The 20,440-nt window shown below is 49.7% G+C and carries 21 protein-coding genes and 1 riboswitch; of the genes, 9 read left to right on the top strand and 12 right to left on the bottom strand.

Going from position 1 to position 20,440, the window contains the following annotated elements; translation table 11 throughout:
- The first annotated feature begins 159 nt into the window (after nt 1-159).
- Nucleotides 160-1,497, top strand: a complete 1,338-nt coding sequence (locus tag KNQ07_RS03010; RefSeq protein WP_214764755.1) for an MATE family efflux transporter — start codon at nt 160-162, stop codon at nt 1,495-1,497.
- Here KNQ07_RS03010 and KNQ07_RS03005 read toward each other — a convergent pair.
- A complete protein-coding gene (locus KNQ07_RS03005; RefSeq protein WP_012370444.1) occupies nt 1,494-1,877 on the bottom strand; it encodes a hypothetical protein in 384 nt (127 codons plus the stop codon). The genes KNQ07_RS03010 and KNQ07_RS03005 overlap by 4 nt on opposite strands.
- 143 nt (nt 1,878-2,020) lie before the next feature.
- On the opposite strand from KNQ07_RS03005, the gene KNQ07_RS03000 reads away from it, so the two are divergent.
- The 7 genes from KNQ07_RS03000 to KNQ07_RS02970 all read left to right on the top strand — a co-directional run bounded on the left by KNQ07_RS03000 (nt 2,021) and on the right by KNQ07_RS02970 (nt 5,576).
- The gene (locus tag KNQ07_RS03000; protein ID WP_012370445.1) at nt 2,021-2,425 is read left to right on the top strand and encodes a hypothetical protein; all 405 of its coding nucleotides are present in this window, start codon (nt 2,021-2,023) and stop codon (nt 2,423-2,425) included.
- Between the two features lie 150 nt (nt 2,426-2,575).
- Nucleotides 2,576-3,058: a hypothetical protein gene (locus tag KNQ07_RS02995; protein WP_012370446.1), complete on the top strand. Its 483-nt coding sequence runs from the start codon at nt 2,576-2,578 to the stop codon at nt 3,056-3,058.
- Nucleotides 3,051-3,764: a nucleotidyltransferase domain-containing protein gene (locus KNQ07_RS02990; RefSeq protein WP_214764754.1), complete on the top strand. Its 714-nt coding sequence runs from the start codon at nt 3,051-3,053 to the stop codon at nt 3,762-3,764. Before KNQ07_RS02995 ends, KNQ07_RS02990 begins: the two co-directional genes overlap by 8 nt.
- Nucleotides 3,765-3,781: 17 nt before the next feature.
- The gene (locus KNQ07_RS02985) at nt 3,782-4,234 is read left to right on the top strand and encodes a GNAT family N-acetyltransferase (protein ID WP_214764753.1); all 453 of its coding nucleotides are present in this window, start codon (nt 3,782-3,784) and stop codon (nt 4,232-4,234) included.
- Complete coding sequence (locus KNQ07_RS02980) at nt 4,231-4,842, top strand: hypothetical protein (protein ID WP_214764752.1); 612 nt, start codon at nt 4,231-4,233, stop codon at nt 4,840-4,842. Before KNQ07_RS02985 ends, KNQ07_RS02980 begins: the two co-directional genes overlap by 4 nt.
- A gap of 71 nt (nt 4,843-4,913) precedes the next feature.
- The gene (locus KNQ07_RS02975; RefSeq protein ID WP_026828280.1) at nt 4,914-5,237 is read left to right on the top strand and encodes an antibiotic biosynthesis monooxygenase; all 324 of its coding nucleotides are present in this window, start codon (nt 4,914-4,916) and stop codon (nt 5,235-5,237) included.
- 108 nt (nt 5,238-5,345) lie between these two features.
- The gene (locus KNQ07_RS02970; RefSeq protein WP_214764751.1) at nt 5,346-5,576 is read left to right on the top strand and encodes a hypothetical protein; all 231 of its coding nucleotides are present in this window, start codon (nt 5,346-5,348) and stop codon (nt 5,574-5,576) included.
- A gap of 1 nt (nt 5,577) precedes the next feature.
- Here the strand turns inward: KNQ07_RS02970 and KNQ07_RS02965 are convergent, their stop codons facing one another.
- The 3 genes from KNQ07_RS02965 to KNQ07_RS02955 all read right to left on the bottom strand — a co-directional run bounded on the left by KNQ07_RS02965 (nt 5,578) and on the right by KNQ07_RS02955 (nt 8,747).
- Nucleotides 5,578-6,798: a hypothetical protein gene (locus tag KNQ07_RS02965; RefSeq protein ID WP_214764750.1), complete on the bottom strand. Its 1,221-nt coding sequence runs from the start codon at nt 6,796-6,798 to the stop codon at nt 5,578-5,580.
- Nucleotides 6,799-6,800: 2 nt separating this feature from the next.
- Nucleotides 6,801-7,751, bottom strand: coding sequence for a hypothetical protein (locus KNQ07_RS02960; protein WP_251139444.1), 951 nt, complete (start codon nt 7,749-7,751; stop codon nt 6,801-6,803).
- A gap of 522 nt (nt 7,752-8,273) precedes the next feature.
- The gene (locus KNQ07_RS02955; RefSeq protein ID WP_214764749.1) at nt 8,274-8,747 is read right to left on the bottom strand and encodes a GNAT family N-acetyltransferase; all 474 of its coding nucleotides are present in this window, start codon (nt 8,745-8,747) and stop codon (nt 8,274-8,276) included.
- Nucleotides 8,748-8,974: 227 nt separating this feature from the next.
- Between KNQ07_RS02955 and KNQ07_RS02950 the strand changes: the two genes are divergently transcribed.
- Nucleotides 8,975-9,793, top strand: coding sequence for an alpha/beta fold hydrolase (locus KNQ07_RS02950; protein WP_214764748.1), 819 nt, complete (start codon nt 8,975-8,977; stop codon nt 9,791-9,793).
- 138 nt (nt 9,794-9,931) lie between these two features.
- On the opposite strand, the gene KNQ07_RS02945 is transcribed toward KNQ07_RS02950, so the two are convergent.
- The 8 genes from KNQ07_RS02945 to KNQ07_RS02910 form a co-directional block, all read right to left on the bottom strand.
- On the bottom strand, nt 9,932-10,948 hold the full coding sequence (locus KNQ07_RS02945; RefSeq protein ID WP_214764747.1) for a hypothetical protein: 1,017 nt from the start codon (nt 10,946-10,948) through the stop codon (nt 9,932-9,934).
- Nucleotides 10,949-11,318: 370 nt separating this feature from the next.
- Nucleotides 11,319-12,350 (bottom strand): FAD-dependent oxidoreductase, encoded by a 1,032-nt coding sequence (locus KNQ07_RS02940; RefSeq protein WP_251139467.1) that lies wholly within the window; start codon nt 12,348-12,350, stop codon nt 11,319-11,321.
- Nucleotides 12,351-12,438: 88 nt separating this feature from the next.
- Nucleotides 12,439-13,164 carry an energy-coupling factor transporter transmembrane component T family protein gene (locus tag KNQ07_RS02935; protein ID WP_214764745.1) on the bottom strand — a complete coding sequence of 242 codons (726 nt, stop codon included), beginning with the start codon at nt 13,162-13,164 and terminating at the stop codon, nt 12,439-12,441.
- On the bottom strand, nt 13,130-14,689 hold the full coding sequence (locus tag KNQ07_RS02930; RefSeq protein ID WP_214764744.1) for an ABC transporter ATP-binding protein: 1,560 nt from the start codon (nt 14,687-14,689) through the stop codon (nt 13,130-13,132). Before KNQ07_RS02930 ends, KNQ07_RS02935 begins: the two co-directional genes overlap by 35 nt.
- Nucleotides 14,689-15,264, bottom strand: coding sequence for an ECF transporter S component (locus KNQ07_RS02925; RefSeq protein ID WP_012370460.1), 576 nt, complete (start codon nt 15,262-15,264; stop codon nt 14,689-14,691). The genes KNQ07_RS02930 and KNQ07_RS02925 overlap by 1 nt, the downstream gene beginning before the upstream one ends.
- Nucleotides 15,265-15,369: 105 nt before the next feature.
- Nucleotides 15,370-15,469, bottom strand: a riboswitch (TPP riboswitch).
- 91 nt (nt 15,470-15,560) lie between these two features.
- On the bottom strand, nt 15,561-16,238 hold the full coding sequence (locus tag KNQ07_RS02920; protein WP_026832883.1) for a 50S ribosomal protein L25/general stress protein Ctc: 678 nt from the start codon (nt 16,236-16,238) through the stop codon (nt 15,561-15,563).
- A gap of 350 nt (nt 16,239-16,588) precedes the next feature.
- On the bottom strand, nt 16,589-19,219 hold the full coding sequence (locus KNQ07_RS02915; RefSeq protein ID WP_214764743.1) for a DEAD/DEAH box helicase: 2,631 nt from the start codon (nt 19,217-19,219) through the stop codon (nt 16,589-16,591).
- A gap of 41 nt (nt 19,220-19,260) precedes the next feature.
- Entirely contained in the window at nt 19,261-20,301 is a 1,041-nt protein-coding gene (locus KNQ07_RS02910) for a tyrosine-type recombinase/integrase (protein WP_251135914.1), read from the bottom strand.
- Nucleotides 20,302-20,440: the final 139 nt, after the last annotated feature.

Raw genomic sequence — 20,440 nt, 5'->3', positions numbered from 1 at the left:
CGCCTGCATGGTTTTAATGACTCATTCCTGCCTTCTTTCGTGTGATTCTGACAAGAGTCATCCGGAAGAAGGTCTTTTTACGTCAAAAATACATTATACTAAGCAGATGTTTGATGAAATCGAAAGTAGCCTGGCTACTCAAAAAAAGGAGGGCTGGTCATGTCAGTCTCGACGACTGTTACAGCACGCCAGTACGGACTACTGGCATATCCGCTGATTCTGTCGAGTATTTTGACGCCGCTGCTTGGCGTCACCGATACGATTACGATCGGACAGACCGGGGATGCGGTCGCCATCGGGTCGATAGCGATCGGCGCTGTGTTCTTTAACACGATTTATTGGCTGTTCGGATTTTTAAAAGTCAGTACGACCGGCTTCAGTGCCCAAGCGAGTGTCCATCAGGATGAAACGGCGTTGCACTTTGCTTTATACCGTCCGGTTTTGCTCGGATTCCTGATCGGACTCGTATTGATCCTTTTACGTGTTCCGTTGACGGCAGGGGGACTTTACTTACTGGCAGCGCCTGAATCCTTGTTGCCGGATGTCACGACGTACATTGATTACCGGATTTACGGGGCACCGTTCGTCCTGGTCGGATACGCGGTTCTCGGCTGGCTGATCGGGCAGGGGCAGGTGAAACGTGCTCTGTTGATTCAAATATTCAGCAACCTCATCAATATCGTCCTCGATGTCGTCTTTGTCCTCGGCCTCGGATACGGTGTTGCCGGTGTCGCGATTGCGACACTCGTCGCTGAAATCAGTATCGTCGCTTCCGGATTCCTGATCATGTTCCGGCAACTCGCCTGGAAAGCCGTCTACCGCGATCTCTTATTTCATGTCCAGGCGTACCGGCAGTTTTTTACCGTCAATGCCGATTTATTCGTCCGGACTATTTTTCTGTTGCTCGTGACCGGCTGGTTTACCCGGACCGGTGCGCAATTCGGACCGGATGTGCTGGCGGCCAACGCCATCTTGTTGCAAATCCAGTATGTGATCGCCTACTGGTTCGGAGGACTCGGCAGTGCTTCGACGATTCTCATCGGACGGGCGCGGGGGCGGCGTGATGAAGCCGGTTACCGGAAAAGTCTTTCATTGACACGGCAATTCGGGATCGCTTCCATCGTGTTGATGATCGGACTGTTAGCCGTTTTCCAGGATGCCTTCCTGCGGCTGTTTTCAACCGATCCGCTCCTGCTCGACGTCTCCGCCCTGTATTATGGGTGGATTCTCGTCTTTCCGTTGACCGGTGGATTTGCGATCCTGTACGAAGGGGTCTTTTCGGGACTGGCCCGGGCAAAACCGGTCCGGAACTCGATGATTCAGGCTTTTCTTGTGTTCGGACTATTACTGCTGTCGATTTACTGGATCGGCAATCACGGGGTCTGGCTCGCATTCATCGGTTTCGGTCTGGCACGATCGCTGTCACTCCATCTGGCGGAGCGCCGGCTGAACCTGACATTTGAACGACCGGACAAAAAAACGGATCTTCCTGTTTAACGATCAACAGTGAAGATCCGTTCTTTTATCGTATTACTTTTAATTTGTTTTCGTGCATCAACCGAATCCCGGATATGTATGATGTAACGGCGTCCCTTTTGATAACCCGAGCGGGGCGGCTTGATCCGGAGTTCCTTGCCGTCAATGACTTCAAGCTCCGTCTGCATCCGTTCGCCGGTCGAATCCGTGATCGTAACCGTCCGGTCCGAGACTTGTTCCGGACGCAGTCCTTTCGAGAATTCGATATCAAACGTATGATACTTCGAAATCGTCCGCGCACGAGACTTGAAGTGGGGGCCGTCCGTCTGCTCGTCGAGCGTACAGTAACACCCGGTGAAAAGTAAGCAAACAGTGAGGATAATGGAAAATAACGGTTTCACAATCAAGCTCCTTTCAGCATATTTTTCATTATAAGACAAATAATGGGAGGGTTCAATCATTCTCGGGACGGATTCTGAAATAACCCTTCAAGACAAGCCGTGGGTGATGGTATACTCAAGCGAGAGAAAGGCAGTGGTAAAACATGCAACAGACAGATCAACGCGAAATCATCGTTTCCATCCGGACGAGTTACGATTTCAAAGCCGATGAAGGACGTGCCGTCCGTGTCGTCGAATTTCACGGACGCCGGACAACCGTCATCGATACGTTTAAAAAATCAACGCCGAAACGGATGATTCTCCTCGAGATGATCCGCGCCGTGCAGTCCTTTAAAGAGCCGTTCCATATCATCTTTAATGTGGAATGCAACTTCGGTTTCAAGTACCTCAACGATGAACGGAAGTGGGAAAACCGCGATCTTGGAGATACGTTCAACGAATTGATTCAAGCAGGCGGTCATACGATTGAGCTCCGCGACTGTTCGTTTTATGAAGGCGGCAAAGACTTGCAGAAGTGGCTGCTAAATATCCTGAAAAAAGCGAATTGACCTTTTACAGACAGATGACGTTCACGGGACGGTCATCTGTTTTTTGTTGTTGCCATTCCCGTCGTCTGCAAATATGTGGTAAATTTAGAGGATAGAAAAATGACAACTAGATCGACATCACCGTCAACTATTTCGTGAAGAGGTGGAATTATGAACAAAGAAGATCATCAAATTGCCCGCAAGCTCGTATCTACGTATTTGACAGGGACTCAAATCTCGACGATTCACCTGACAGGCTTTATCAGCATCGAACTGATTAATCTTTATGATGCCACGATTCCAGATATCTCAATCCGGATTGAAACCGACCGCTTGTATTACGGGGATGTCGAATCTTCGAAGGACTGGGTCGTCCGCCATATGCCGAAAGAAGAGATGCTTCACTTGATTGTGACGTTACATACCGAACGAATCATTGCCGTCCGAATCGGAAAAGCCGCTCCTCATCTGTTCATCACCTTCAGTTCGGGAAAAACGCTTGTGATCAACGGGTCGGATACGTATTACGAATCATGGGCCATCGATATGACGTTACCTGATAAAGGCCTTGTCTCGATCGTCGCCGTACCGGGCGATGAACTGGCCGTTTTCGCTTCCGACAATACGCTTTTGCATAATCAGACACATGAGTGATCAGCTGTCGCACGCCCTGCAGCTTGCCCACTTGCTGGTCGAGAGCCGTTATCCGGATTGTGACGCCGCTTTACTCGCCGGAAGTTTTGTCCGGGGGCAGGCGACTGCGACATCCGATTTGGATCTCGTCGTGTTTTATGAATCCGTTTCCGCTTCTTACCGAGAATCGTTCACCTTCGATCGATATCCGGTTGAGGCGTTCATCCATTCGAGTTCGACGATTCTCGCCTTCTTTCAACAGGATCGCAAGCGGGGGCGCCCTTCCATGCAACGGATGGTCGCGGAAGGTCTCGTCGTGCGGGATCACCCGATGCTTGTGCCGCTGAAAACACAAGCTGAAACGGAGTTACTCGCCGGTCCGCCGATTCTTTCACTTACTGAAATGGACCGGGCCCGGTACTTTCTGACCGATCTGCTTGATGATTTTATCGGCGTGACCGATCGGACGGACGGGCTCGGAATCGCTTCCCGGTTGCTCGAACAAGCAACGGACTTCCGGTTGCGGGCATCCGGTCACTGGACAGGACAAGGAAAATGGCTGATCCGCAGTCTGGCAATCGTCGATCCGGTCGAGGCCACACGATTAGCGGACGCTTTTGATGTGTATTTCCGGTCCGATCAAAAACAGTCTGTCATCGATTTGGTGGAACAGTGGCTCGATGCGCATGGCGGTCGTTATTTTGACGGTTTTTCAATCGGAAAATGAGAAAAGGGGAGAGGCTGATGCTGACTATTCGGGAAGGGACGGAAGAATCCACTCCCTACAAAACGTTTCTGCAAGAAAAAATTCGGACGTATAATGATGAACAATCTCCGCACCATGCCAAAAAACGCCGTACTGCGATATATCCCGTCCATGTGATGGTATTCGAGGAAGAACAGATTGTCGGAGGAATCTATGGGGAAATCTATTGGGGTTGGCTTGAGATTGAATTTCTTTATCTACCGGACAGCTTACGTGCGCAAGGTCTCGGCAGTCAACTGTTACACCGAATCGAAACGTTAGCGCGTCAATCCGGGGTTAACCGCGTTCTTGTGACGACGTTTTCTTTTCAGGCGTATGACTTCTATCAAAAATACGGATATGAGACAGTCGGCGTGATCGCGGACTATCCACCGGGATTCTCGCACTACACACTCGTCAAACACTTTATTCCGTCTTCAGGTTCGGCATGAAGAAACGGATTTGGTTGTTCTTGGCTATGATTTGTCTCGCTGGCGGATTGCTCTCCTCACTGAAACAAACGGCACAGATTGCTGCTTATGGCGTGACGCCTCAAACGCTGATCGATGTCATGAATCAGTACCCGGCGAAGGTTCCGTTCTCGACCAAACAGGTGTACTGGATCGAACCGCTCGGTGACAGCCATACGATTGCATTCGTCAAAACGGAAAAAGCGCATCTGTTACTCGTGTTGCAACAAACGGACTCGACCTATCGGATCGTCCGCCTGATCCGCCAAGCGCCGCAACCAAACGACTGGTTTGAAGGACGGTTACTGGAAATCGAGCAAAAACGTTATTTGGCCGTTTACGGGGAAAATCGCTCCCAAAACCTGAACCGGTTGACATTTGATCCGTATAAAGCGACGTACGACGGGAAACAGGAACGGAACGTACCGCTGAAAGACATCAAACGGACGCTGGATGTCCGGAAAAAGGACAGTTTCCATACGATTCAAGCCTTGCCGGAAGCCTTTCCCCGGTCGCTCTTTTTTGATATTCATGCTGTCGATGCACAGGGCAACGAAAAGTTGCGCCGGTTGTCGAATACGCTTGACTGAAGTCTCCGGACTGGGAAGAGCCGTCTTGCGTTCGGTATACTAGGGATAGTTCAGACAGAGGGGGACATAGTATGTGGATTGTCATGAATCAACTGCGTGTACAAAACGGGAAAGCCGATCAAGTCGCGGCACGTTTTCAGACGACAAAAGGAATTGAGCAGATGGAAGGATTTGTCCGGATGCAGGTCTTAGTGGATCTCAGTCAGGATGAGCATGATGTCGTCACGATCATGACGACGTGGGACAAACAGGAGCATTTCCATGCCTGGCAGGCGAGCCAGGCCTATAAAGGTGTCCATAAGAAACGGGATGAAGGAACATCGGAAGTCAAACCGCTTGTCCTGTCAAACGCTGTCACGGAATATGCCGTCGTCGCCGATCATACCCACGCTTAAGCAAAACCGTCTTTTCCCATGAATGGGGAAGAGACGGTTTTTGTCTGGAGTGGATGATTCGGAAAGCGGGTAAAAGAATTAAAATTGAACCTCGAGAGGTGACGGAAGATGGCGACACGTAAAGGCATCGTTTCCGGTTTGACAGTTTTGTTCGGCATGATGTTCATCATCGGTTTTTTCCTGTCCGGCGGTTTTGTCTACCTGTACTTTTTTGCCCTGCTGATTGCCTGCGGGTCCTTTTTACGGGAGCGGCTGACGCGCGGGGAGTGGTTGCAGGAAGGAATCGCCTTTATCTTGTTTTGTGCGGTCATTTTCCTCGTCGAACAGCTGATTTTTTAAATCATTTGACCTGATAGGTATCAAGCAGCAAATCGCGCCCTTCTGCAGGCAACTTAAAACTGATCTTCCGGTGGACATCTTCGAGATAGACATCGGTTTTTTTGATCCGCCGGTCGAGATAAATCTTGAACTGTTGTGCTTTTTCGTCCTTCATCAACGTCAAGTACGGCCGCTCGGCGAGTCGTCCTTTCCGCTCCGCCTCTTCACTGTCCTCAATCAGCCGAACCAACTGTTTGGATTCTTCGAGTGACGTCTCGATGTAGGCATCGGGTGCGAGCGGCTCCGCCATATCTAAATCGCCGTTCACAAATTTCAGCTTTCCGAGCGGCCGGTCATGAAACAGGGCGAAACGCGGTAACGAATAGTCCGCGTCGTACAGTTCGTCCGGCGGCACGTCAAGATTAGGCGGAAGTTGTTGTTCGTGCTTGACGGTCAGCTGGTAACGGGTCGTCTGTCCGGTTTTTTCTTTGACGGTGACCGTACCGTAAGTGCCGTCTGCATGTGGTGCCTCCTTGAACTGAATCGTACTTCGCTCCTTCGAAGAATGAATGGGCGCACGATAGCGTGCTTGCCCTATCAGATTCAACTGGACTTCGTACGGTTCTTGAATCTGAATGTTCGATTCGAGAACAAGCGGGACGGATCCGACAAACGGTGTCAGCTCCATGATGTTCGTGACGACCGTCTGTTTCGTTTGATCATTTGTTGCCCGGACGACAAGATAACCGGTCGTCGGGACCGTCAGCTGTCGTGCAGATTTCATCAAGGATCTGCCGGAGATGCGGACACTTTCCTCGAAGTTAGAAGATAACTTCTGAAACTCTATCTGATCGTGAGGCGTGACCAGGTGTTTGGATGGAAAGCGATCCTGTTTTGGAGTCAACTTGTGATAACCGGGTTTTGAAATATAATCATGGCAATACAAAAAACGATCCTGTTTTGTTTTCAGATAGACGGCCTGCTCGCCCATCGATTCCGGAAACTGGCTGACGAGATTAACGAAATATTGTGTGCCGACTGCATAATCCTTCGGGGCAGCCACCCGTTTTGTCGCACACACCTGTTTGATGAGGGCACCCAGCTTCGGATCATCTTTCTTGAGATCAGTCAGGTTCAACGTGTCGTACACTTGCGGTAAGTAGGTGTAATCGATTGGTTTTGCCTCCGGACTACAGCCGCTCAACAGGACGGCACCAAGCAGGACGGGAATCAGTTGACGCATAGTTATTCCTCCACTTCTGTCAGGAGATCGGCTGCGACTTTACCGGACAGTTTCGCTGTTTTTTTCGTTTTTGTATCTTTGACATAGATATCGGTTTTGTTGGCACGTGCTTTTACGTATAGTTCAAACGATTGGCTTTTTCCGTTTTGAATCAATGTCATATACCGGATATCTGCCCGCTTCCCTTGGATTTTTTCAAGCGTTACTTCCTTTAAATCGTTCGAAACCTGCTTGGCAAGCTTGTCCGGTAACAGAGACAATTGCCGGAAGTTTCCGTCTTTGAGTGCAGCGTCGTTCGGATGCAGAAATCCATGAATTTCCTTGCTATCATTTCCAATCCCGTTAAAGCCGCGGACACGAATATCTTTTACTGTTGTCTCGTAACGCAGAGAAATCGTCTTATTCAGCGGCTTTTCCGTGTCTTTTGATTGGAAAGTCACGTACGGAATCGTCTTGTTCACCGGTAAGATGTCAGGAAGCGGGTGATAGGTCAAATCAACGGCTTGTTTACCGATAGTTTTTACAACGTCTTCTTGATTAAAGTACTGGTCTGATTTTATCATCAATGCATATGTCTTGGACGACAGACCCTCCGTCGTCTTTTCGAACGACAACTCAAGTTTCGGATAGGAAAACGATGCCGGTAATCCGAAAAGGGGTTGCTGTTGACCGTCTTCTTCTTTTTCCAGAAACACGAGTTGCCCTGTTACCGGGAACTCGATTGACAGGCGTTGCACGTTCTTTGACACATCTACAGCCTCTGCTTTCCGTTTTGCTGCTTTGTTATATGTACGGACGGTTAAAGCCGGTTCTGTGATCGGTGAACGTTCTTGACCGGAGGTTGATTTCAGCCAAGGATGCTCTTTTAATTGAATCGGGTGCGCCGTCAGCCGATTTGTTTTCGGTGAACGACACGTTAAGTAGTAGGTATCTCCTGTTGCGATGTATTGCAACTCAATCGGCGGGGTATAGGTTCCGACTTGTTGTAAGCTGAAGTAAAGTCCATATTCACCAAGTGTCCGGTATTGTTTCGGCAGGGGAGCCGTCTTTTTTGTGTTTTCGCATGTTTTTAACAGGTAGGCGGACTGCTGTCTCGGTACCGGTTCAAATAATTCATCCGAAAAATTTACAGCTTCCCAGTAATTCGGATTGCGTTCTAACTGTAATAAGGATTCTGTCCCGCATCCTGTCAGGAACAGGCTACCGGCGAAACTGATTGCGAGTACGGATTTTTTAATGGTAATCGCTCCTTCCTTCTTTTAACAATATTTTACCATGAGGACACCCTTTCACTTCCAATAAAATTCAAATCTGAAAATAGAGAGTTATTATAATCTAATCCGGTGAGACGTTGGACAATGTGGACTAAGCTATATGAACAGGCATTTGAACTGTAAAATAAAGACCAAACAGAGCCCTTTAACGTACTAAAAAAAGACCTGAATTAAAGCCCGTGATCGCTTAAGCGAATCACTTCACATCTTTTGTAAATCCAATATATATAGATGTTCTCCTTCATCTGAAGAAAGAAAAGTAAATGTAAGCTTTTTAAGTAAGTTGATTGAAGGAAGATTTTCAGGTGACACGCTCGCATTTATTCTGACACAACCTTTTTGCTTGACCCAGTCTACAATTGCGGCAAGTACTTCATATGCATAGCCTTGCTTAGCATGAAGAGGACTTATCGTGTATCCCACCCAAAAAGTGCAATGATCCCTTTTTAAATAAATATCACCAATCAATCGATTAGTTGTATTGTTGATTATGGCAAGTTGTGCACCTTTTAAAAGAGAGGGTTCGCTAAGTAATTCTTTAGCATACATTTGCTTGGTCAATCCTTTGAATCCTTGAAACTGCATCCAGTTCTCATCATTTCTATATCGCATAAAATCATCTAGATTTTCTTTATCAAACCGACGTACAGTACATCGCTTAGTTTTTATCTCCATAGAACCTACCGCCTTTTCTGCATATTTCCATTCATCAATCCTGTCCCGTTAGTTGAATAACACCTATTTCCATTATGTGTTATTTCAAAGATATATCAATAATCCTTTCAAAAACGAATGACTTTGCGAAAACAGTTTAAAATTAAGATGTTAGTTTCCGGTTATAACCGGGTATCTTCTAATTGTGCACGGAAGTTACATCAATTAAAACAAGGGGGTTTTTACAGATGGGTACATTTATTCAGGCAGTCGACGGAACGAAGATTTATGTAGAAGATATCGGTTCAGGACAACCGGTCGTGATGCTCCACGGATGGCCGGCAAACAATAACATGTTCGAATATCAGAAAAACCGTCTGCTCGAAGAAGGCTACCGTTATATCGGCGTCGATTACCGCGGCTACGGTAAATCGGATGCGCCGGCGACCGGATATGACTATACGACGATGGCGTCGGATATCAACGAAGTGATTCAGCAATTGAAATTAACGAACGTCACATTACTCGGTTTCTCGATGGGCGGCGGAATCGCTTTAAAATACCTCTTGAATCACGGAGAGTCAAACGTCTCAAAACTGATCCTAGCAGGGGCGGCTGCACCGGTCTTCACGCAACGCGACGGTTATCCGTACGGCATGAAGAAAGAGGAAGTCGATGCCTTGATTGAGGACACGAAACAGGACCGTCCATCGATGTTAAAAGGATTCGGGGAAATCTTTTTTGCGAAAGAGCATCCGGAACCGCTCCAGCAATGGTTCCATAATTTGAGTGTCGATGCTTCATCCCACGGTACAATCCAGTCAGCAATTGCCTTACGGGACGAAGACTTACGGGACGGTCTGCCGAAGATTTCGGTCGATACACTCATCATGCACGGTAAAAAAGATCAAGTCTGTCCGTTCGAGTTTGCTGAAGTCATGCATGAAAACATCAACGGTTCACGTCTTGAAGTCTTTGAAGAGAGCGGACACGGGATGTTCCTCGACGAACGCGAGAAGTTCACGGAAACACTGGTTGCGTATTTAAAATCAGGTCAATCGGTCTGATATCGGTCATAAAAGTCCGTTTCTACGAAGATCAGGGTGGCAGATTCCAAATCTGTCACCCTGATCTCTTTTTGAGTTTGCGTCTTTTGAATGAAACTATCAGATCTCGGAAAGGATAACGTCTGGAACTGTTCCGAATTAAGGTGCTTCTAATTGTTCGCTGACTTGGCGTGCCAACTCACCTGACAATCGGGCACTTTTTTTCGTCCGTTGATCCTGCAAATAAAGGTCCGTCTTATTCGCACGTTTTTTCAGATACACGTTAAACGTTTGCGTGTTGCCGTATTCAAGCAATGTCATATAAGAAAATGGTGTGCGTGTACCTCGCGGATCTTCCAACGTCACCGCCTTTAACTCTTCCGTCATCGCCCGGGAAAGCCGCTCCGGCAGAATGACCATCTCACTTAATTTCGCCTGTTCAAACGATTTCATCGTCGGATGGAAGTAAGCCGTGATTCCGTGCGGCTCATCTTCGAGTTGGTATTCCTTGACCGGACGGTAAAGCGGCCGATAACGAACGGACAGCGTCTTTTCTTCCACTACCCGTTCTTTTTTTACGACTTGAAGGTTCACAAAGGGAACGGTTTGATTGACCGGTAATGTTTTCGGCAAGGAAAGTTGCTTCGTTTTGATCCGGGTCGATTTGTCGGCTGTCATGATTTGTCGATCCGTCATGTCCCAACCGTCACGTGAAAAAGTCAACGAGCGGGACGTTGATCCGTCGATATGACGGCGGCTCACCAAATAAAACTCGCCTTGCTGGTGAAGGGACGACAGCGGAATGTTTCGAATGATGTGTTCTTGACCGGACTCTGTCATGACAAACAACAACTGTCCCGAAATCGGCAATTGAAACGCATGGTACGGCTTCAAATCCTTCGCAAATTCATTGTCTACGCTCATTTCCTGATTGACGGATACATGTCGGTCCATTTGTTCTTCTGTCAACGGAATCGAGACGGGTGCTTGAAGGGCGACATGATCCGAATCCTTCGTCAAGCGGACCCACGGATGGTCCGACGCTTTCACCGGATGGACACGCAAGTCCTGTGTCTTCGGCGAGCGACATGACAGGTACATCTGATTGCCCTGTGCCAAATAAACAATCTCGGTCGGAAACGGCGCAATTCCCAGATTATTTAACGTAAAAAACATGCCAAATGTCTCTAATGTCCGATATGATTTCGGAAGAGACACCGTTTTGTTCTGCATACAGGTCCGCAACATTTGGTTCTTTTGTTCAACGGGGACTTCCTGATCCGAGTATTCGTCGGAAACAAAGGAATAGGCGGACCAATTGGAAGGGACAGGCTGAAGATCCAGCAAACGTTCTTGCCCGCAGCCGGTTAACACGATGCTGGATAGAAGCGCGAGAATCCGTACATTATTCTTGATGATAATTCCTCCTTTAATGAATTATCCATTATATTACCATGTTCACGAGATCATCTTCCTTTTTTTAAACATATTCCCTAAACGAAAAACAGGCAGAAAAGATGAGCGATTCACCTTTCTGCCTGTTGATTCAGACCGTATATTTCTTAATGAATCGTCGGTCGATCCATTGTTTGAAGTACCAGCTGAGCCGGTTGGTTCGGTAAAATCGGCCGTACAGCAAGGTGACCTGGCGATGACCGAGTGCAAGCAGCGTCAAATAATACCGTTGCGGTCGAAACGTCCGTAACGGTTCGTCGTTCACGAACCGGATTAAATTCTGAAGCAACAGCGGAGCCTGGCGCACCGCCGTCACCCCATTCTTCGGTGTTTCCGGGTATGCGGTCAGAGTCGCACAGTCCCCGACGGCAAAAATCGACGGATCCTCGAGCGACTGCAGTGTCTCGTGCACCAGTAAAAATCCGCGCGCATCACAGTACAAGTCGGATGCCCGGAACAGTTCGGTTGCACTGGCGCCGCCTAAAAATAAGACGGCATCTGTCTCAATGGAATGCCCGGACCGCAAGTGCGCCGTTTGACCGTCCAGCGTTTCGAACCGGTCCACGATTCGGTTGACGCCCAGCTGATCGAGTCGCGCGGCCAGTTCCGGACCTGCCGGATGACCGCTGAGCAACGGCTCTTCATGAATCAGGGTGACCGGTGTACCGTTTGACTGAAAGGATGCGGCCATCTCGACTGCCGCTGCACCACTGCCGACGATGACAGGGGAGTCGGCACTCCGGAACGTCTGGAACGCATCTTCCACCCGATAGTTCGGTTTGATCGTGACATGAATCGGGGTGCTTGCTTCCCAGTCGCTCGAACCGATGTTGCAGGACACGATATCATATGGGACGACCCGTCCGGACTGACAAATGACCTGTTTGCCCGCGGCATCGATCCGCATGACCCGGTCCTCAATCCATGTCTTACCGTGCCGTTCACATAATGCTTTGACATCGATGCGGGTTTCGTCGAGTGTATAGGTGCCGTCTGCTAATCCGGAGAACATGCCGGAATAATACTGATAACGGGAGGGGGTGACGACAATCCAGTCGATTTCCGGATGACTCCCTTGTTTTATGCATTCTAAATGCGCATGACCTGCGCCGACTAAGACCATTCGCTTCACGACATTCACCTGCTTTTTTTGAATTCTCTGCATCTGAGAATATGATTCCCTCAACTGAGTGGACATAATCTTCTGCTTGTCAGACAAAAAGGCGAAGCGACGTCGTGATGATGCAGACGAGACCGAAAAACAATCCATCAACGCGGGTGACGACCGGTCGGACATAATAGGTCCGTTCGACCCGAAACTGACGGGCTTCCATCGCAATCGCAATCCGTTCCGAGCGGATGATACTCGTCGTAAACAGCGGCAGACTGATTGCGAAAAATGTCTGCCACGGCCAAATCGACCGTTGTTGCCGGATTCGGCGTGCCTGACGGATGGTCCGGATCGCCTGACGGAAAATCGGAATGGAGCGAAGTCCGGTTAAAAATCCGTAAGCCAGACGGACCGGTAGCCGGCATTGATGAATCAGGCTCATGACGAACCGGGTCGGATCGGTCGTTGCGACGAACGTTATGCTCAGCAGGACAAAAGCCAGCATCCGCGTTGCAACCAGCCAGGCATGAGCAAGACTCTCTTCCGTGATCCGGAACCAACCGAACGCCCACAGTTCCGTTTCCCCTTTTCCGAACGCCGCCATCATCCAAAACGTCAGCAAAAATAATACCGTATACGGCACAAGACGGAAGACCAGCGTGGACAGCTTCCATCCGGAACAGGCTACACCGACGGCTGCAAACAGAAGCAAGGCGACTGTCACCGGCAGACGTGACGTCGTAATCAGCAACAGCATGACATACACCAGTGTTCCGAGCTTCACGGCGGGATTAAGGCGTGCGAGCAGCGAATTGTTTTCCTGCACGGTGTTTCACCTCCTCGAGTTGCTGATAGCGTACCGATACCGGGCGGATCAACTGGTTATGCTCAAGCAATGATTCGTTCCGGAACAATTCATCCGGTGCCCCGTCAAATTGAATGTGCTTCTCGCCGATGACGACAACGCGGTCGGCGTAACGGTAGACCAGCTCCATGTCGTGCGTCACCATGATCAGCGTAGTTCCCGCTTCCCGGGCTTGGTGTAACACATCGAGAATCTGAGCGGTCGTCTCAGCATCTTGTCCGAAGGTCGGTTCATCGAGTAACAGGACAGCTTTTCGTTCCAGCAACATCGTCGCGACACTTAAGCGTCTTTTTTGCCCGAGACTGAGTGCAAGCGGGGACTGAGCGGCGACATCCTCCAAACGGTAGTGTTGCAGGGCGTCAGCTACTTGACTTCGTGCCGTTGACGGAGAGCTGATGGCCAGTTCATCGGCGACCGTCTGTTTCAGAAATTGAAACTCCGGTTGCTGAAAGACGAAACCAACTTGCCGGTAAAACGTCCGGTCCCGCCATTTTTTCAAAGGTGTCTGAAACAGCTTGATCGTCCCGCTTTGCGCCGGCAACAGTTTTGCCAGCGTCTCAAGCAGGGTGCTTTTACCGGCAGCGTTGCGTCCGACGAGCATGATCCATTCTCCGGCGGACGCGGTCAGCGAAATCCGGTCGAGAATCACCCGTTTGCCATGCGTGATCGTCACATCGGTCAAATCAAACGTCGTTTCGTTTGCCACCGGACGTCTTGCGACGGGCGGGTTATTCAGAAACCGCGCTGTTGCGACCGTCAGCGGAATCGTCTCGAGTGTATAAGGATAGAGCAATGGCGACATGATACCGTGCCGGATCAGTTCCTCCCGTTTCTCTTCGAAGACTTCAAGCGGGGAACCGTCAAGCCTCAGCTGTCCTTCCCGAAAGACCAACACACGGTCAGCAAACGTCACACATTCTTCCAGTTGATGTTCGATCAACACCAGTGTCACGTTCGGATTGTGATGCAATTCTTCAATCAGCTCCATCATCAATCGGCGGCCGTGCGGATCGAGTTGCGCCGTCGGTTCATCGAGTAACAGGATGTCCGGTTCGAGTGCCAACACACAGGCCAAAGCAAGCCGTTGTTTCATCCCGCCGGACAGTCCGGCAATTTGCGTCGTCAAGGCGAGGTCGAGTCCAACCCGTTTCAACACCGTTCTGATTCGTTCTTCCATTTCATCGCGGGGAATACTCCGGTTTTCCAGACTGAAGGCGATTTCCGCCCCGACCGTCTGCATGCAAAACTGATCGTCCGGCTGTTGAAACAGCATGCCGACGGTTCCGTCTGCGCGCCATTCACCGGTGACTTCCGCCTCAATCGTTTCCGGCATCAGACCGGCAAGCGTATGCAAGAAGGTCGTTTTGCCGCTGCCGCTCGGACCAATCAATAAGGTCGTCTCTCCTTGCCGGAGCGACACGGTCAAGTCGTTTAAAACATCTCGGTCTTGATCCGGATAGCGGACGGTCAGATTCCGGCACCACATCAGGCAGCCCGCCGTTTCTGTTGTCGTCCGACGGCGTAACCGTTCAGCGTTCCCGTCTTGACGAGTGAGTCGACGATGATTTTCGCGAGCAATCCGCCAAGTAATGCCCCACTGACCAGTTGCAGGGAAAACGTCAATAGCAGTGTCGTCGTCGTATAGTAGGCGAACCCATTGACGACCAGACTATAGACCATACTTCCGACAGCCGCAAACATGCCCGACAGCATCAAGGTGAAGGTGTTGAAGTTCCGGTAGCCGACTAACAGAAAAGCAACCTCAGCGCCAATGCCTTGCGCAAGTCCAATCAATAAAGCCGATAAACCGAAGTGACTCCCTGTAAACAACTCGACGGCAGCAGCGACGACTTCTGCAATCAATGCCGCGCCTGGTTTTTGAATGATGTAGGCGACAAGGGGACTGGCGATGACCCAGATGCCGAACATCCAGTTTGCTCCGACCGGTCCAAAGATGGCCGAGATCGGCAACCATAACGTCGACCATCCTAAGTAGAGGACACCACAAGCTACGGCGAGCATCATCATGACGATGATTTCTTTCATTTTCCAACTGTTCATAATCACTTCTCCTTTGAATGCACACCCACAAAGAAACCACAAAAAAGACCGCCCTCTATGAAAAGAGAGCGGTCGTGTAACCTGCAAGATGCAGAAAAAGAGCACGAGGATTCCGCTCCACTTTCCTACGCTAGTATGAACTAGATCAGGTTCAAAGGGTCCGAAGTAAATCGTCTCAGCCGAGCGGGCTCCCCTAGTGGATGTGTCAATGATGTGTACCTTCTTCACTGTACGGCTGTCGCCGCGACTTGTCAATATGCATAAAAAAACCTCCCACGAGGGGAGGGGAGAAAAGATTACTCTTTATCTTCTTTGTTTTCTTCAGCTTGCTCTTCAGAAGTTTGTTCTGAATCGTCTGTCGCTGTATCCGCATCAGCTGCTTGTGCCTCAGCTTCTGCTTCTTCGATTTCTTCAAGTTCAGCTTCAAGTGTCGATTCAACGACCGCTGCAACTTGGATGTCACCTTCTGTGACGACACGGAAATCTTTTTCTTCCGGAAGATCAGCGACTGTAATCGAATCTCCGATTGCAAGTTCCGTTACATCCACTTCGATGCGTTCCGGTAATTTATCTGGTGTTGCGGCAACTGTTACTTTAAAGAGTGTTTGTGAAAGGAATCCGCCAAGTTTCGCGCCAGCTGCTTCGCCGACCAGGACGATATCCGTTTCGACTTCTGTTTCTTCATCCATTTTAACAGCGATGAATTCAACGTGTTTGATTGTTGGTGTAAAGATGTCCATATCGAGTTTGTTGATCAATGTGTTGACCTTTTTACCGCCGATTTGAAGAGCAACCAAGACGTTTTCGCCGTGATCACGGACAACTTTGACCAATTCTTTTTCGTCGAATGAAATCGGTGTGCTTTCCACTTTGTAGCCATACACGACACCAAGAGCTTTTCCTTCATGACGTAATTGCTTTCTAAGTGAGCGCGGGCGTACTTCGCGTTCTTCTACTTTTAATGTTACTGACATGTTCATTTCCCCCTTGAATTTGGTATAGCCCTCAAAAGGTAATGAATGTAGGAGTGGAACAATAGGTTCCAACAGAAATTCATGCGCTAAATGCTAGTTCAACTGGATTTCATTCAGAAATGAAAAACGAAGTGAGTAAGTAGCATTTCTCTCCCAGGTCATTACGCTGATATTGAGAAACAATAATTGAAAAGCGACCGTGTTATACGGTGCTAATGTAGATATACCCCTATCTTTCAAAAGTTAAAACCTTTTTTTCTGAATTTGATTGTCGAAAGACCTTCAAACCTGTTGATAGACAACGGATTGAAGGTCCTTCATTTTTTTAAGATTTTCTTTGATTTGTGTGGTTACTCACCTGCTGAATCGATAAAAGCGGGGGAATCGAGCAGACGGACGAGTTCACGAATCGTTAAAATATCCGGCTTCTGATCCGATAAGACGGCATCAATCATCGTCGCTTTGCGATCTTGTAATTCCGCCATCTTTTCCTCGATCGTTCCGGTCATCAACAGCTTGATCACTTCGACCGGTGACTGCTGTCCCAATCGATGAGCCCGGTCAGCCGCTTGTTGCTCGACGGCCGGATTCCACCAACTGTCGTACAAAATGACGGTATCTGCCGTCGCCAGATTCAGACCGGTCCCGCCGGCCTTCAAGGAAATCAGGAAGAGATCAACTTCACCGGCATTAAACCTTTCACACAGTGCGACCCGGTCCTCAACCGGTGTCTCACCCGTCAGCAGAAAGTGGGCACGTTGTCGTGCTGCCAGTCGTTCCCGAATCCGGGCCAGCATCTTCGTATACTGGGAAAAAATCAGGATCCGGTGTCCGGCGGCTAATTTTTCTTCAATTAACGTCAGCAGACGTTCGAGTTTTGTGGATTCGCCTGTATAATCTTCGACAAACAGCGCCGGATCACAGCAAATCTGCCGTAAGCGGGTCAAACCGGCCAGCAACTTAATCCGGTCCTCACGTTTCGTTTCATCCAAATGACGCAATGTTTCCAGTTGCAGTTTAGATAAGTAGGAGGCGTAAAGCTTTTTCTGTGTCGGGCCAAGGTCTGTATAGTGATGGACAATCTGCTTCTTCGGTAAATCCTGCAACACCTCATCTTTGGTCCGCCGCATCAGAAACGGACGGATGAATCGTTTGATCTCGTCATGCGACCACGTTTGAAACGTCTGTAAGTCCGGCAGCAAGGAAGGGAAGATGACTCGGAAAATCGACCAGAGATCATCGGTCCGGTTTTCAAGCGGCGTTCCGGTCAAGGCAAACCGACGTTTCGCCCGAATCCGGCGCAAGCGGACAGCGGTTTGTGACGCCGGATTCTTCAGATGTTGTGCCTCATCAAAAATTACGACGTCGTATTCGACGGCCTGGTGTGCCTCCATGTCGGCTCGTAACGACGGGTAGGAAATCAAAAAAATCCCGTCCGCTGGTACTGTCTCGATTTGGTCCAAGCGGTGCTTTCGCGCTCCGGTCAACAGATGGACCGTTCTCGTCGGGGCAAATCGCGTGAGTTCCGCCTGCCAGTTATGGAGCAGGGAGGCCGGGGCGACAATTAAGACCCGTCCCGGCGGCAGCGTCTCAAGATACCCAATCGCCTGAATCGTTTTCCCGAGTCCCATCTCATCCGCTAAAATCCCGTGCCCGTCGTGTCCGGCGAGATTCGCCATGAACTGGATCCCTGCCCGCTGATATGGATACAAGTGGCGGTCGAGTACTTCCGGGAAGTTCAGGTAGACTCCTGTTCCATTTTTCAGCTCGAGCCATCGTTCTGTTAATTGTTTATGGACATGCAAGAAGGAGGCGCCGACCAGATGTTTGAGGTTCGGCAGGGTCGGCATCCGGAGCACCGCGTCGAGTTGATCCTGTTCCGCGGCTTCGAGTTGCCGAAACAGACGTTGCAATTGTTGAAAGGCTCGTGTCTCAAAGGAGACGAACTGACCATTCGTTAAGCGGTGGTACGTTTTCCGGGTCACAAGTGACGCGAGGACCCGCTTCAGTTCCGTTTCCGGAATCCCGTCCATGGAAAAGCGGAAGGTTAACCAATCCAGGCGGTCCGTCGTGTCGACATCAATCCGCGGATGGAACGGTCCGTTCGGTAAGGATTGGCGGATACTTTCCGTCACTTGAACGACGAGTTCACCGTAAACGACACGGGGATCGAGCAAACCTTTCAGAAATTGATATTCCGCCGCTTCTTCCTCTAATCGATAGCGACCGTTCCGCTCGAGGAAGCCACTCTCCGTCACGTAGCGGAGGACGGCTCCTTCGAGCGATACATCGCGCCCGAGCCAATCTGTCTCTTGCAACGGATTAATCCGAACTCCCTGATAGATAAACGTCACGAGCAGTTCAAGTCCACCAGCTTCCCGGTCCAGCGCCAGCTCGACCGTCGGCGGACCGCTGACGAGCCGTTGTTTGAGCGGGGGACTGAGCCAGACATCGGCAAGATTCCGTAAGTGGTCACGCCTTTGTAAAAGTCGGTCAAAATACATTGGGCTGATGATAAAACGTTGTTGCGCCGTGATGCTTTCCATCACAATCGCCGAACCGTTGACATCAAATCTGATTTTTGCCCGTTCCGCTTTACTTAATGTTTGCAAATAAGCCGTCACCGCGGCATCTTCGGTCTGCCGCGTCGTCGCAAACGGACGGATTAATGATTGATTTCCGCCAGGTGTGCCGTAGACTTGCACATGATGCATCGCTAGCAACACGGCAACGATATGTCCGCAAAACGATTGATCCATCGCAAGTGACGGACAGTTGCAGCCCGCATCTACGCCGTGTTCCTTGACGCGGACGGTGACGGTGAACAGATCTTCGCCTTGAACGGCGGCTTCGACAAGCAAGTCACCGGATTGATAGTTCCGCAACGTGACTTTTTTTGCGGCGACGTAGCGTTTGCCGCGACGGAACGCATAGGTATCCGACATTTGTTTGATTTTCCGTTCACTTAGTCCATAATTCATCCCGTTACTCCTTTCATCAGGATATAGGTGACATAATACAATTATCGTTCACTATCAAATAATTCAATCGCCCGTTTTTTCTCTCGATCACCAATATGGGCATAAACCTGGGTCGTTGCGACTGATTCGTGACCGAGCAACTGTTGAATCGTCAAGACATCGACCCCGCCGGTCGCGAGGCGCGTTGCGAATGTATGCCGTAATTTGTGCGGCGTGATCTGTTTCCGTTCCAAAAACGGCAAAACCGGACGCAAGCGGTCGACGTGCCGCTTTAAGATATGTTGGACCGCCCGGGGGCTCAGTGCTTTTCCTTGCTTCTGAAAAATCGGTTCAGGTCCCCGCATCGTCAAACTGTAATGCGCCGCAAATTTTCGCAGAGCGACCCGGACCGGTTTCGCGAGCGGGATGACACGTTCTTTGTTGCCTTTCCCGATGACGCGAATCGTCCCTTCATGGAAATCGACGGCATTCCAGGTCAATTGTGTCATTTCGCTGAGCCGCATCCCGCTGTACCCGAGCAGCTGAAACAACGTGATATCCCGGACGCGATCCCGCTCATAATGCGTGGCTTCCCGGGCATTCATCTCGACGTTCGACGGCAACAGCTGCATGAGTTCGTCCCATTCGCGTTTCGTTAAGTAAACCGGATCCCGTTTCGCCTGTTTCGGACGATTGATTTTCGCGACCGGATTTTCCGACAGCACGCCGATATCAATCAAATGCCGGAATAACGACTGCAAGGCCGATAGTTTCCGGTTGATGACACTCGGGGCATTTTGTTTCGTTAACGCTAAGTATTCCGCATAAGCGGCAATCCCGGACCCGTCAATTTCAAGAAACGCTTCTTGCGTGATATCCCGCGCCTGAATTGCTTCTCCCGATGCTTCCGCAACGAACTGGAAAAACGAATCAAAATCGTAGACATACCGCCGCATCGTTGCTTTCGAGAAATTTTTTGAAGCCAAGTGATCGATATAGGACCGGATGAAGTCCGGCATCCGGACATACCCCGGCAGATCCATCGTATGGGCGGGAAGGGGTATCGGTTTTACTGTTTTTCCTAGGTTTTTAAACAAACTCATCATTCTATCCCCTCTCTGTCATGAGTATACCAAACGTTGGTAGACCGTACACTAGTTTGCGTGAAATAGTTATTTCACGCAACGTTAAATTGTCAGACAGGGAGCGCTCAGTTGCATCGAAAACTGCGCAGATGGGTAA

This window comes from Exiguobacterium sp. s145 (assembly GCF_018618835.1).
Taxonomy (GTDB): Bacteria; Bacillota; Bacilli; order Exiguobacteriales; family Exiguobacteriaceae; genus Exiguobacterium_A; species Exiguobacterium_A artemiae.
The sequence above is the reverse complement of the archived record's forward strand: the minus strand, read 5'-3'. Positions and strand labels throughout refer to the sequence as shown.

Excerpts from the sequence above, each read along its gene's own strand:
- KNQ07_RS02995 (WP_012370446.1), top strand. The coding sequence starts at position 2,576 with ATGAACAAAGAAGATCATCAAATTGCCCGCAAGCTCGTATCTACGTAT.
- KNQ07_RS02955 (WP_214764749.1), bottom strand. The coding sequence starts at position 8,747 with ATGGAGATAAAAACTAAGCGATGTACTGTACGTCGGTTTGATAAAGAA.
- KNQ07_RS02930 (WP_214764744.1), bottom strand. The coding sequence starts at position 14,689 with ATGTGGTGCCGGAATCTGACCGTCCGCTATCCGGATCAAGACCGAGAT.
- KNQ07_RS02915 (WP_214764743.1), bottom strand. The coding sequence starts at position 19,219 with ATGAATTATGGACTAAGTGAACGGAAAATCAAACAAATGTCGGATACC.
- KNQ07_RS02910 (WP_251135914.1), bottom strand. The coding sequence starts at position 20,301 with ATGAGTTTGTTTAAAAACCTAGGAAAAACAGTAAAACCGATACCCCTT.
- KNQ07_RS03010 (WP_214764755.1), top strand. The coding sequence starts at position 160 with ATGTCAGTCTCGACGACTGTTACAGCACGCCAGTACGGACTACTGGCA.
- KNQ07_RS02940 (WP_251139467.1), bottom strand. The coding sequence starts at position 12,350 with ATGGTCTTAGTCGGCGCAGGTCATGCGCATTTAGAATGCATAAAACAA.
- KNQ07_RS02985 (WP_214764753.1), top strand. The coding sequence starts at position 3,782 with ATGCTGACTATTCGGGAAGGGACGGAAGAATCCACTCCCTACAAAACG.
- KNQ07_RS02965 (WP_214764750.1), bottom strand. The coding sequence starts at position 6,798 with ATGCGTCAACTGATTCCCGTCCTGCTTGGTGCCGTCCTGTTGAGCGGC.
- KNQ07_RS02925 (WP_012370460.1), bottom strand. The coding sequence starts at position 15,264 with ATGAACAGTTGGAAAATGAAAGAAATCATCGTCATGATGATGCTCGCC.
- KNQ07_RS02975 (WP_026828280.1), top strand. The coding sequence starts at position 4,914 with ATGTGGATTGTCATGAATCAACTGCGTGTACAAAACGGGAAAGCCGAT.
- KNQ07_RS02970 (WP_214764751.1), top strand. The coding sequence starts at position 5,346 with ATGGCGACACGTAAAGGCATCGTTTCCGGTTTGACAGTTTTGTTCGGC.
- KNQ07_RS02990 (WP_214764754.1), top strand. The coding sequence starts at position 3,051 with ATGAGTGATCAGCTGTCGCACGCCCTGCAGCTTGCCCACTTGCTGGTC.
- KNQ07_RS02950 (WP_214764748.1), top strand. The coding sequence starts at position 8,975 with ATGGGTACATTTATTCAGGCAGTCGACGGAACGAAGATTTATGTAGAA.
- KNQ07_RS03000 (WP_012370445.1), top strand. The coding sequence starts at position 2,021 with ATGCAACAGACAGATCAACGCGAAATCATCGTTTCCATCCGGACGAGT.
- KNQ07_RS02980 (WP_214764752.1), top strand. The coding sequence starts at position 4,231 with ATGAAGAAACGGATTTGGTTGTTCTTGGCTATGATTTGTCTCGCTGGC.
- KNQ07_RS02920 (WP_026832883.1), bottom strand. The coding sequence starts at position 16,238 with ATGTCAGTAACATTAAAAGTAGAAGAACGCGAAGTACGCCCGCGCTCA.
- KNQ07_RS02945 (WP_214764747.1), bottom strand. The coding sequence starts at position 10,948 with ATGTTTTTTACGTTAAATAATCTGGGAATTGCGCCGTTTCCGACCGAG.